Genomic DNA, 13453 nt, shown 5'->3' on the forward strand with positions numbered 1-13453 from the left:
CCTGGACCCGCGGGACCGGCATGACCGGCCCCGCGGGGTCCGGCCGGGCCGCTTGCGAGGCGGCCCGGCCGGTTCGGATCAGTGGGCGTCGACGGCCCGGTGGGACGCGGTGCCGGTCACGGACGTGTCCGGGCCGCCGTCCAGCGCCCGGCGCAGCTCACCGGCCAGGACGCGCAGCCGCGCGCCGCGCATCACCGTGTAGTGGTCGCCGGGCACGTCGACGAGCGTGGCGTCGCCGGGGAAGAGCTCCATCCAGCGGGCCGCCGTCTCGGGCGTCGCGCCGCCGTCCGCCGCCCGCAGCGACAGCACCCGCCCGGCGAAGCCGCTGGGCGTGTGGCTCAGCAGGGCCCGGTAGTTGCTCCGGAACCGGTCGGCGATACGGCTCAGTGTCCCGAGGTCGATGTCCTCGGACAGCGCCCCGGCGGCACGTGCCTCCGTGTGCAGCACCTCCACCGGCGGGCGGCCGTCGAAGGCCTCGGGCGGCAGCTCCCAGGTCACCCCGGCCAGCCCCGCCAGATCCCGGGCGAACCAGGACAGCAGCACCTCGTCGGAGACGGGCGTCCCCCCGGCCGGCCCCGGCTCCACCATCAGGTCGATCACGGCGAGCAGTTCCACCTCGGCGCCCGCCGCGGTGAGCTGGGCCGCCATCTCCAGGGCGATCACCCCGCCCATCGACCAGCCGCCGAGCCGGTACGGGCCCTCCGGCAGCGCCTCGCGGACCGCGGAGACGTAGTGGGCGGCCATGTCCGTGACGCCGGACAGCGGGGCGTCCGGCAGCTGGAGTGCGTAGAACGGCTGCTCCTCGCCCAGGAGTTCGGCGAGTTCCGCGTAGCAGAGCACATCACCGCCCACCGGGTGGACGAAGACCAGCGGAGTCCGCGAACCGGTGGTGCGCACCGGCACCAGTGCCGTCCGCCCCTCCTCGCCGCTGCCGGCCTCCCGGACCGCCCGGGCGAGCAGCTCGATGGTGGGCCGGGCGAAGAGGCTGGACAGCGGCAGGCTGCGGCCCAGACCGCGGGCGATCCTGGCCATCAGCCGTACCGCGAGCAGCGAGTCCCCGCCGAGGTCGAAGAAGCTCGCCGTCACCCCGATCTCGGTCAGGCCGAAGAACTCCGACCAGATCTCCGCCAGCCGGCGTTCCACCTCGTCGCGGGGGGCGACGAACCCGGCCCCCTCGACCGCGACCTCGTCGGGCGCGGGCAGCGCGGCCCGGTTGACCTTCCCGTTGTCGCTGAGCGGCAGCTCGTCCAGGACGAGGACGCGCTGCGGCACCAGATGCGGCGGGACGACCTGGCGCAGCGCCTCGATGACCTGCTGCTCGCTGTCGTCGCGCCCCTCGTCGAGGACGACGTACGCGATCAGCCGCTTGGGCCCGTGCTGCTCGCCCGCCGCGACGACCGCGGCGCACCGCACCCCCTCGCACTGGGTGAGCGCGGCCTCGACCTCGCCCAGCTCGATGCGGTAGCCCTGGATCTTCACCTGGGAGTCCTGCCGGCCGAGGAACTCGATGGAGCCGTCCGGCAGGAAGCGCCCCAGGTCACCGGTGCGGTAGAGGCGCTCACCGGTCACCGGGTGGTGCAGGAACGCGGCGCGGGTCTTGGCCTCGTCGTTGAGATAGCCACGGGCCAGCCCGACCCCGGCGATGTAGAGGTCGCCGGGCACCCACACGGGGCAGGGCCGCATGGCGCCGTCGAGCACATGGAAACGCTGGTTACGCATCGCCTTGCCGTACGGAATGCTCACGCAGTCGTCGTCCACCTCCCCGATGGGGTGCAGGATCGACCAGATCGACGCCTCCGTGGCGCCGCCGAGGCTCCACAGCCCGGCGTCCGGCAGCAGCAGCCGTATCCGGCCCGGCAGGGTCACCGGGATCCAGTCCCCGCTCATCATGACGAGCCGCACCGGCAGCCCGGTGAGCCCGTTCGCGAGGGCGTGCTCGGTGAACATCTCCATCAGCGCGGGCACGCTGTTCCAGACGGTCACCCCGTGCTCGGCGACCAGCTCCGCCCAGCGGGCGGGCTCGCGGTGCGCCGCCGGTTCCGGCAGCACCAGGGCGCCGCCCACCGACAGCAGACCGAACACGTCGTACACCGACAGGTCGAAGTGCATCGCGGAGAGGCCGAGGGCCCGGTCCGCCGCCGTGACGCCGTAGCGCTCGTTGACGTCGACGATCGTGTTCAGGGCCGCGCCGTGCTCGATCATCACGCCCTTGGGCAGCCCGGTGGAGCCCGAGGTGAAGATCACGTACGCGAGGTCGGACGGCTTGGCACCGGACTCCCCGAGCGGACGCTCCTCACCCTCGTCCTCGGTCCTCACCACGGTCCTGGCCACACCCTCCGGCCAGCCCGCCGTGTCCTCCACCCACGGCTGGGTGACGACCCGGCCGATCCCGGCAGTGTCGAGCAGGACGTGCAGCCGTTCGACCGGCACCCGGGCGTCGATCGGGACGTACGCCGCCCCGGCCCGCAGGATGCCGAGGGCCGCGACGACCTGCTCCCAGCCCTTGTCCATCACGATCGCCACCAGGTCGCCGGGGCCGGCTCCCTGGGCGCGCAGCGCGTGCGCCACCTGGTTGGACCTGCGGTCGAGGTCCGCGTACGACAGGGTCAGCGCCCGCGAGATGACGGCGGGCGCGTCGGGCGTGGCCGCGGCCCGCGCGAGCACCGCGTCGTGCAGCAGCCCGTCGGGCACGGGCCCGTCGGTGGCGTTGGCCTCGGCCCGTACGTCCAGGTCGGCGGCCGGCAGGAGCGCCGGCCTCGGGCGCTGCCAGGCCGAGGGGTCCCGGGACAGCTCGTGCAGCATCCCCACGTACGCGTCGAACATGGCGTCGACACAGCCCGCCGGGAACAGCTCCTCGATCACGTCCCAGTTGAGGACCAGCTCACCGGCCTCCTCGACCGCCTGGTGGTCCAGCCACACCTGCGGGGTGCGCACCGAACTGCTCACCTGGCGGCCGTTCTCACCGAGGCCGGCCAGGTACTGCACGACTCCGCGCCGCTCGGTGTCCTGCTGCCCCGCGAAGTTCACCAGGCTGGTGAAGACGACCGGCGCCGCGGCCCGCACCGAGCCGCCGCGGGCCCGGTTCAGCTCCCTCAGCACCTGCACGCCGCTGACCTGGCTGTGCTCCATGTCGCTCCACAGCCGGCTCTGGACGTCGGAGGCGCGGGCGGCGAACGCGTCGTCGGCCGAGTCGCGGATCTCCAGCATCAGCGTGGTGGAGAAGTTGCCGATGACGTCACCGACCTGCGGGTGCAGCGGCAGCCGGTTGAAGTAGAGCAGGTTCAGCGAGAAGTCGGGCGTGGCGCTCCACTCCGCGATCACCTGCGCGTACGCGGTGCACAGGGCGGCGGAGGGGCTGACCCCGGCCGTCGCCGCCTGCCTCTTGAACCGGGTCCAGTCCTCCTCCGCGAGCGTCGCGCCCCGGTGGGTGAACACCGGCCGTTCCAGACTCGACGGGCTGACCGCCAGCGGCAGTTGGGGTGCGAGCGGCAGGGTGTCGAGCCGGTCCCGCCAGTAGGCGAGCGCCCGGTCGTACTCGGGTCCGGACTCCTGGGCACGGGCCTCTCGTACGTAGTCCCGGTAACGCAACTCCAGTTCGGGCAGCTTCTCGCCCCGGTAGTGCGCGGCCCACTCCTTGAACAGGATCGACGTGCTGAACCCGTCGATGACCAGGGCGTCGAAGCCGGCGTGCAGCCGGATCGTCCGCTCGCCGGTCCGGGTCACCCGCACGTCGAACAGCGGCCAGCGGGCGGTGTCGAAGACCTGGTGCCGCATCTCCTCGTGGACGGCGGTCAGCGCGGCCTCGCGCCCGGCCGCGTCCAGCCCGGAGACGTCCGACTCACGGATCACGTACGCCGGGACCTCGCGCAGTACCCGCTGCTCGCCCTCGGCGGTGAAGACCGCCCGCAGCATGTCGTGCCGCTCGATCATCGCCCGGAGGGAGGCACCGAGCCGGTCGAGGTCCACGTTCTCCAGGTCGATCTCGATCTGGAAGTAGGTGGAGGTGTTGCCGAGTTCGAAGGCGTCGCCACGGCCCACCAGATAGGCCTGCTGGAGGTCGGTCAGGGCGAAGGGCTCGTAGCGCCCGGCGTCGTCGTCGGCGGCTTCGGCCGGGCCGTCGGCCCGCGGGCTCTCGGCCCCCGCACCCGTCTCCGCAGGCGTTTCGGCCCCGGTGCCGAGGGTGGCGAGCACGTCCTTGGCGATGTCCTCGGTGCTCCGGCCGTTGAGGAACGCCGTCATCGGCAGCAGGACGTCGAACTCCCGGTTCAGCGTCGTCCGGATCTTCATCGCGATCAACGAGTCCAGACCGAGCGCCTGCAGGGATTGCCCGGCGTCGAGCCGGGACGCCGTGGTGCCCAGCGCCTGGGCGACGGTACGGGTCACGAGGGCCCGCACCGCCTCGGGCGTGGGGGCCGTGTCAACGGCCGGTTCCGTGGTCGTCGCAGGGGCGGGAGCCGGGCTCTCCGCCTTCGGGACCGCGACCCGCCCGTGCGGTGCGGGCGGCACCGCCGTCGCGGGGGACGCTGCGGGTACGGGTCCGGCCACGGCCTCCCGTACGGCCATCGGCCCTGCGCCGGGGCCCGCCGCCGGGCGGGTCAGAGCGGGGGCGAACCGTACGCCGTCGGCCTCGGCGACCAGCCGGCCGTGTGCGCCGACGAGCCGGATGCGCGCCCGGGTGCCGTCGTCGAACAGTTCGGCGTGACATCGCAGCAGGTCCTGGGGGCCGCCGCGCTGGTAGTGGACGAAGCGCTCCAGGCCGACCGGCACGAGCGCCGGGCCGTCCGTGGGGAAGCAGGCCAGCGCGGTCTGGAACATCGCGTCGACGAGCCCGGGGTGGATCAGATACGGGTCGGCCTCGCCGGGCACGGCGGGCCGCAGTTCCGCGGTGGCCTCGCCCCGGCCCAGGCGCAGCCGCTCCACCCAGCGGGCGGCGGAGCCGAGGTAGAGGGCGCGCTGCCACAGCAGCCGGTACAGCTCGTCGCCGGTCAGCTCGCGGCCCGAACCGACCGGGGCGAGCGTCACTGTGGGCGCGGCGGACGCGCCCGACCGGACCCGTCCCTGCGCGTGCAGCTGCCAGCCGCCGGCCGAGTCCTGGGCGTAGTAGCGGAACGTACCCTCGTTCACGACGAGTTGGGCGTCGTGTTCGCCGTCCGGCGACCGGTCGGTTCCGACCGGGTCGAGCACCAGATCGACGGGCACGTCCAGGTCCTCGACGGTGACCGGGCCCGGGCCCGCGAGTTCGGTGACCGCCTCGATCAGCGACTCCACGAACACACCGGCACTGACCACCGGCCGGCCGCCGACCACATGGTCACCGAGGCAGGGGTGCGCCACCGGGTCGAACCGGGGGGCGAACTGGGCCTGAGCGAGCGGCGACGACGGGAGCCGCACACCCAACAGGTCCACGGGCGCGGCGAGTGCGGCCACAGGACGGTGCGCGCCGCGCGGGGCGGCGGGGGGTGTGGTGTCCAGCCAGAAGTGGCTGCGCTGGAAGGGGTACGAGGGCAGTTCGACGGTGTGGGCGCCGTACGGGGCGAGGACCGTCGGCCAGTCCACGGCGACACCGTGCGACCAGGCCTCGGCGGCGGACTCCACGAACCGCTCAGGACCGCCCTTGTCGCGGCGGAGCGTGCCGACCGCCGCGCCCCGGTCGCCCAGCGTCTCGGAGACGCCCTGGACGAGGACGGGATGCGCGCTGACCTCGACGAACACCGTCTGTGGCGTGGCCAGTCGCTCCACGACCTCGGCCAGCCGCACCTTGCTGCGGAGGTTGCGGAACCAGTAGGCCCCGTCCAGTTCGGCGGTGTCGAGCACTCCGCCGGTCACCGTGGAGTGGAACGCGATGCGGCCCGAGCGCGGGGCGACGCCCGCCAGCTCGTGCGCGAGGGTGTCCCGGATCTCCTCGACGTGCGCGGAGTGGGAGGCGTAGTCCACCGGGATCCGGCGGGCCCACACACCCGAGGCCTCGCACTGGCTGAGCAGCTCCTCCAGCGCCTCGGGCTGTCCGGCGACCACGGTCGAGTTCGGGCCGTTCACGGCCGCGACCGAGATCCGCCCGTTCCACGGGGCCAGCAGCTCCTCCGCCCGGGACTCCGGGACGGCCACCCAGGCCATGCCGCCGCCGCCGGAGAGCACGCGGAGTGCCTTGGAGCGGAGGGCGACGACGCGGGCGCCGTCTTCGAGGGTCAGTCCTCCGGCGACGACGGCGGCGGCGATCTCGCCCTGGGAGTGGCCGACGACGGCGACGGGGTTGACGCCGCTCGCGCGCCAGAGGGCGGCGAGTCCGAGCATCATGGCCCAGGAAGCGGGCTGGACGACGTCGACCCGGTCCAGGCCCGGTGCGCCGTCCTGGCCGCGGAGTACGGCGGTGAGCGACCAGTCCACGAAGGGAGAGAGGGCCGTCTCGCACTCGGTGATCACCCGGGCGAACTCGGGCGAGGAGTCGAGGAGGCCCAGGGCCATGCCCACCCACTGCGAACCCTGCCCGGGGAACACGAACACGACGGGAGCACCGGAAGCGCGGCCCGGCTTGGCACCGGAGACGGCCGCCGCCACGGCGTCCACCTCGCGGGAGGCCAGCGCGTCCAGTCCGGCGAGCAGGCCGTCTCGGCCGTCGGTGCCGGGGACGACGGCCCGCGACTCGAAGGCGGACCGTCCGGTGGCCAGGGAGAGCGCCACGTCGGCGGGGGTCAGCTCGGGCCTTGCCCGTACGTGGGCGGCAAGCTGTCCGGCGGCCTGCGCGAGCGCTTCCGCCGAGCGCGCGGAGACCAGCCACGGAAGGCCGGTGTCCTGCTGCGGGACCGGCGCCACCTCTTCGGTGGCGGGCTCGGCCGGTGCCTCCGCGAGGATGATGTGGGCGTTGGTACCGCTGATACCGAAGGACGACACACCCGCGCGCCGGACCCTGCCGTCCGTGGTGGGCCAGGAGCGCGGTGCGGTCAGCAGCTCGACGCCGCCGGTGTCCCAGTCGACCAGCTCGCTCGGCCTCGTCACATTGAGGGAGGCGGGCAGTTCGCCGTGGCGCAGGGCCATGACCATCTTGATGATGCCGCCGACTCCGGCCGCCGCCTGGGCGTGTCCCAGGTTGGACTTGAGGGAGCCGAGGAGGAGCGGCTGCCCGTCCCGCTCGGTGCCGTACGTGGCGAGCAGAGCCTGCGCCTCGATCGGGTCACCGAGAACCGTGCCGGTGCCGTGCGCCTCGACGGCGTCGACGCCGGAGAAGGTGATTCCGGCGTCCTGGACGGCGGCGCGGATCACCCGCTCCTGGGCCGGGCCGCTCGGGGCGGTGAGCCCGTTGGAGGCGCCGTCCTGGTTCACCGCCGAGCCGGCCACCACGGCCAGCACCGTGTGGCCGAGGCGCCGGGCGTCCGACAGCCGCTCGACCACCAGCATGCCGACGCCCTCCGCCCACGCCGTACCGTCGGCGTCGGCCGAGAACGACTTGCAGCGGCCGTCCTCCGCGAGGCCCCGCTGGCGCGAGAACTCGATGAAGGTGTTCGGGGTGGACATCACGGCAGCGCCGCCCGCGAGGGCGAGCGAGCACTCGCCGGACCGCAGGGCGCGTACCGCCAGGTGGAGGGCGACCAGGGACGACGAGCACGCCGTGTCCACGGTCAGCGCCGGGCCCTGCAGGCCGAGCGTGTAGGCCACCCGGCCGGTGGCGACGCTGCCGGCCGTACCGGTCAGGAAGTGGCCCTCGGCCTCCTCCGGAAGCCGGCCGCCACCGCCGTAGTCGTGGTACATCACCCCGGCGAACACACCGGTGTCGCTGCCGTGCAGCGACCCGGGGGCGATGCCGGACCGCTCCAGGGCCTCCCAGGACACTTCGAGGAGGAGCCGCTGCTGCGGGTCCATCGCCAGCGCCTCGCGCGGCGAGATCCCGAAGAAGGACGGGTCGAACTCGGCGGCCTCATGGAGGAACCCGCCCTGGCGCACATAGGACGTGCCCGAGTGGTCCGGGTCCGGGTGGTAGAGACCGTCGAGGTCCCACCCGCGGTCGACCGGGAAGCCGGAGATCACGTCGCGCTGCTCCGCGACGACCCGCCACAGGGCCTCGGGCGATTCCACGCCGCCCGGGAAACGGCACCCCATGCCGACGATCACGATCGGATCGTCGTCCGTACGCGGCGCGACCACGACGGGGGCGGCGGGCTGCGGGGAGGCGCTCTCGGCGCGTTCCCGTGCGAGCGCGAGCGTGAAGTCGACGACTGCCGCCGGTGTGGGGTGGTCGAAGACCAGGGTGGCCGGGAGACGCAGTCCGGTGGCGGAGTTGAGACGGTTACGGAGCTGCACCGCGAGCAGCGAGTCGACGCCGAAGCTCTTGAACGGCTGGTCCGGGTCTATCCCGTCCGCCGAGTCACGGCCGATGACGGCGGCGAGCTGGGCGTGCACGAGGTCGGCCAGCAGCCGGCGGCCCTCGTCCTCGGACAGCAGGCCGAGCTTGCGGCGCAGACCGGACTCACCGGCGCGCCGCTTGGGGACCCGGACCAGCGAGCGCAGCACCGGGGACAGGGTGCCGGAGAGCGCGTCGGAGCGCAGCGCGGCCGGGTCGAGGCGGGCCGGGACGAGCAGCGGGTTGTCGTCGGCCAGCGCCCGGTCCAGAAGCGCGAGGCCCTCCTCGTTGGAGAGCGGGGCGATGCCCCTGGTGGACAGGGTGTCGTCGTTCAAGTGCCCGGTCAGGCCCGTGCGTTCGGCCCAGAGGCCCCAGGCGAGCGAGGTCGCGGGGCGGCCGGTGGCGCGGCGGCGGGCGGCGAGCGCGTCCATGAAGACGTTGCCCGCGGCGTAGTTTGCCTGGCCGGGGTTGCCGAGCACGCCCGCCACCGAGGAGAACAGGACGAAGGCAGCGAGGTCCTGATCGGCGGTCAGTTCGTCGAGGTGTGCGGCGGCGTCCACCTTGGGCCGCAGGACGGCGGCGAGCCGGTCCGTGGTCAGCGACTCGACCACGCCGTCGTCGAGCAGACCCGCGGTGTGCACGACGGCGGTGAGCCGCTCATCGGCGAGCAGTCCCGCGAGCGCGTCGCGGTCGGCGATGTCGCAGGAGGCGAGGACCACCTCCGCACCCAACTCGGTCAGTTCGGCGGAGAGTTCCGCAGCGCCGGGGGCGTCGGGGCCGCGACGGCTGACGAGCAGCATGCGGCGGGCGCCGTGCTCGGTGACCAGGTGCCGTGCGACGAGTGCGCCGAGGACACCGGTTCCGCCGGTGACCAGCACCGTGCCGTCCGGGTCGAGCCCGGAGACGCCGACCGGTTCCGCGGGGGAGTTGTGCCGGACCAGCCGGGGGGTGAGGACCGTCCCCGCCCGCAGGGCGAGCTGCGGCTCGGTGAGCACGGCCCCGGGCGCGGTGCCGGCGGGAAGCGCCGTGTCCGAGTCCAACAGGGCGAAACGGTCGGGGTGTTCGGACTGGGCCGTACGGATCAGGCCCCACACGGTGGCCTGGGCGGGGTTCGTGACCTCGGGGCCCGCGGCGCCTTCGGTCAGTACGAGCAGACGGGAGCCGGCGAAGCGGGCGTCGGCCAGCCAGTCCTGGACCAGCCCGAGCGCCCAGCGTGCCGCCTCGTGGGCGTCACCGGCGAGACCGGTTCCGGTGCCCTCGGAGTCCTGCGTCGAGCCCGGACATCGTACGGCGACGAGCTGGGGCGCCGGATCCTGGACCTCGGCCAGGTCCGCGACCGGACGCACCTCGATGTCGGCCGCCCCGGCCGGGACCGGCTGCCACTCCAGGCGGAACAGCGAGTCGGCTCCGCGTCCGGCCGCCAGGTCGGCGGTGAACGGCCGCATCGTGACGGACTCCGCGGACAGCACCGCCTTCCCCGAGCCGTCGGTCACCCGCAACCGCACCCCGTCCCCGTCCCGGGCGCTCAGCCACACCCGGAGGGCGTTTGCGCCCTCGCTGTGGCCGGTGACACCGGACCAGGAGAAGGGCAGGACGGTACCGGCGTCCTCGCGGAGCAGACCGACCGCGTGCAGGGCCGCGTCCAGCACCGCCGGGTGCACCCCGAACGAAGCGGCGTCCAGCTCCGCGGGCAGGCTCACCTCGGCGAAGACGTCACGGCCGCCGCGCCAGGCGGCGCGCAGCCCCTGGAACGCGGGACCGTAGTCGTAACCCGCCTCCGCCAGGGTGTCGTAGCGGGACTCCACGTCGATCGGCTGCGCACCGGCCGGCGGCCACTCGACGAGGTCGAAGTCGGCACTGTCGTCGTCGATGTCGAGCAGGGCCACGGCGTGCCGGGTCCACGGGGCGCTCGCTTCGGCGTCCTGCGGCCGGGAGTGCACGGCCAGCTCACGCTGCCCGTTGGCGGCCGGCGGTTCGACGACCAGCCGGAGCTGGACGGCCTCGTCGGGCGGCAGTACCAGCGGCGCCTGGAGGGTGAGTTCGGTGAGGCGCCGCCACCCGAGCCGGGCGCCCACGGCCATCGCGAGTTCGAGGAACGCGGTGCCCGGCAGCAGTACGGTGCCGTGCACGGCGTGGTCGGCGAGCCAGGGCTGTGTGTCCAGGGCGAGCCGCCCCGTGTACACCAGCCGGTCCTCCTCGACGAGTTCGACCACGGCACCGAGCAGCGGGTGCCCGGGCGAGGTCAGCCCGAGACCGCGGGCGTCGGTCGACGCGGGCGCGGCGTCGAGCCAGTAGCGCTGCCGCTGGAAGGGGTACGAGGGAAGCTCGACCGTACGGGAGCGGTACGGGGCGAGGACCGTCGGCCAGTCCACGGCCACACCGTGGGACCAGGCTTCGGCGGCGGACTGGACGAAGCGCTCCAGGCCGCCCGTGTTGCGGTACAGCGTGCCGACGACCGCACCCGTGTCGCCCAGCGTCTCGGCGATGCCCGAGACGAGGACGGGGTGGGCGCTGATCTCCACGAACACCACGTCGGGGGAGGCGAGATGCTCGACGACCTCGGCGAGCCGCACCTTGCTGCGGAGGTTGCGGAACCAGTAGGCCCCGTCCAGTTCGGCGGTGTCGATGACACCGCCGGTCACCGTGGAGTGGAACGCGATGCGGCCCGAGCGCGGGGTCACGTCCGCGAGTTCCCCGGCGAGGGTCTCGCGGATCTCGTCGACGTGCGGGGAGTGGGAGGCGTAGTCCACCGGAACGCGTCGCGCCCGCACGCCCGTCGACTCGCACTGGGCGAGGAGTTCGTCGAGGGCTTCGGGCTGTCCGGCGACCACGGTCGAGAACGGACCGTTGACGGCGGCCACGGAGATCCGGCCGGTCCACGCGGTGAGGAGATCCTCCGCCTGCGCTTCCGGCATCCCGAGCCAGGCCATGCCGCCGCCGCCGGAGAGCACGCGGAGTGCCTTGGAGCGGAGGGCGACGACGCGGGCGCCGTCTTCGAGGGTCAGTCCTCCGGCGACGACGGCGGCGGCGATCTCGCCCTGGGAGTGGCCGACGACGGCGACGGGGTTGACGCCGCTCGCGCGCCAGAGGGCGGCGAGTCCGAGCATCATGGCCCAGGAAGCGGGCTGGACGACGTCGACCCGGTCCAGGCCCGGTGCGCCGTCCTGGCCGCGGAGTACGGCGGTGAGCGACCAGTCCACGAAGGGCGCCAAAGCCGTCTCGCACTCGGTGATCACCCGGGCGAACTCCGGCGAGGAGTCGAGCAGTCCCGCCGCCATGCCCACCCACTGCGAACCCTGCCCGGGGAACACGAACACGGCCCGGGAGGCCGACACGCCGTTCTCGCCGGTGAGCTCCCCGGAGGCCAGCGTGTCCAGTCCGGCGAGCAGCCCGTCTCGGCCGTCGGTGCCGGGGACGACGGCCCGCGACTCGAAGGCGGAGCGTCCGGAGGCCAGGGAGAACGCGACATCGGCGGGGGTCAGCTCGGGCCTTGCCCGTACGTGTGCGGCAAGCTGTCCGGCGGCCTGCGCGAGGGCTTCCGCCGAGCGCGCGGAGACCAGCCACGGAAGGCCGGTGTCCTGCTGCGGGACGGGTGAGGTCTCTTCGGTGGCAGGCTGGGCCGGTGCCTCCGCGAGGATGACGTGGGCGTTGGTGCCGCTGATGCCGAAGGAGGACACACCGGCCCTGCGGACCTTGTCCTCCTTGGCGGGCCACGGGCGCGGTGCGGTGAGCAGCTCGACGCCGGCGTCCCACTCCACCAGCTCGCTCGGCCTGCTCACGTTCAGGGAGGCGGGCAGTTCGCCGTGGCGCAGGGCCATGACCATCTTGATGACGCCGCCGACGCCTGCCGCCGCCTGGGAGTGTCCGAGGTTGGACTTGAGGGAGCCGAGCAGCAGGGGCTGTCCGTCGCGCTCGGTGCCGTAGGTGGCGAGGAGTGCCTGCGCCTCGATCGGGTCGCCGAGAACCGTGCCGGTGCCGTGCGCCTCGACGGCGTCGACGCCGGAGAAGGTGATTCCGGCGTCCTGGACGGCGGCGCGGATCACCCGCTCCTGGGCGGGGCCGCTGGGTGCGGTGAGTCCGTTGGAGGCGCCGTCCTGGTTGACGGCGGTTCCGGCGACGACGGCGAGTACGTCGTGTCCGAGGCGCCGGGCGTCCGAGAGCCGCTCCACGACGAGGACGCCGACGCCCTCGGCCCATGCCGTGCCGTCGGCGTCGGCGGAGAAGGACTTGGCCCGGCCGTCGGCCGCGAGGCCCCGCTGCTGGGAGAACTCGATGAAGATGCCGGGTGTGGACATGATGGTCACGCCGCCGGCGAGGGCGAGCGAGCACTCACCGGACCGTACGGCGTTCACCGCCAGGTGCAGGGCGACGAGCGATGACGAGCAGGCGGTGTCCACGGTCAGTGCCGGGCCCTGGAGGCCGAGCGTGTAGGCCACCCGGCCCGATGCCACGCTGGACGTGGTTCCCGTCAGGCCGAACCCGGTGGCCCCCGCCGCCGCCTCGCCGAGCCGAGGTCCGTACTCCTGGGCGATGGCGCCGAGGAACACGCCCGTCGACGAACCGTGCAGCGACCCGGGCGTGATGCCGGACCGCTCCAGGGCCTCCCAGGACACTTCGAGGAGGAGCCGCTGCTGCGGGTCCATCGCCAGCGCCTCGCGCGGCGAGATCCCGAAGAAGGACGGGTCGAACTCGGCCGCGCCGGTCAGGAACCCGCCGTCGCGCACGTACGAGGTACCGGAGTGCTCCGGGTCCGGGTGGTAGAGGCCTTCGAGGTCCCAGCCCCGGTCCGTCGGGAGGCCCGAGATCACGTCGCGCTGCTCGGCGACGACCCGCCACAGCGCCTCGGGCGAGTCCACGCCGCCCGGGAAACGGCACCCCATGCCGACGATGACGATCGGATCGTCGGCGTCCGTGCCCGTCTCCGTGCCCGATCCGGCGCCCGCCTCCAGCTCGCGGATCCGCTGACGGGACTGGTGGAGGTCGACGGTGAGTCGTTTGAGGTATTCGACGAGTTTGTCGTTGTCCGTCGTTGTCATGGTGAAGATGCCCCCGTAGGCGTCGTGAAGTGGTGCGTGCGCGCGGAATCCGGGCACGGCTGCCCGTGAGACGTACCCGGGTGTG

1 protein-coding gene is annotated in these 13453 nt (G+C 73.7%); it reads right to left on the reverse strand.

What is annotated here, in order from left to right:
* Positions 1–78: 78 nt before the first annotated feature.
* Positions 79–13368 (reverse strand): non-ribosomal peptide synthetase/type I polyketide synthase, encoded by a 13290-nt coding sequence (locus V4Y03_RS28075; RefSeq protein WP_332436720.1) that lies wholly within the window; start codon positions 13366–13368, stop codon positions 79–81.
* Positions 13369–13453: the final 85 nt, after the last annotated feature.

Origin of the sequence: Streptomyces sp. P9-A4 (assembly GCF_036634195.1) — a bacterium.
GTDB lineage: Bacteria > Actinomycetota > Actinomycetes > Streptomycetales > Streptomycetaceae > Streptomyces.

Excerpts from the sequence above, each read along its gene's own strand:
- V4Y03_RS28075 (WP_332436720.1), bottom strand. The coding sequence starts at position 13,368 with ATGACAACGACGGACAACGACAAACTCGTCGAATACCTCAAACGACTC.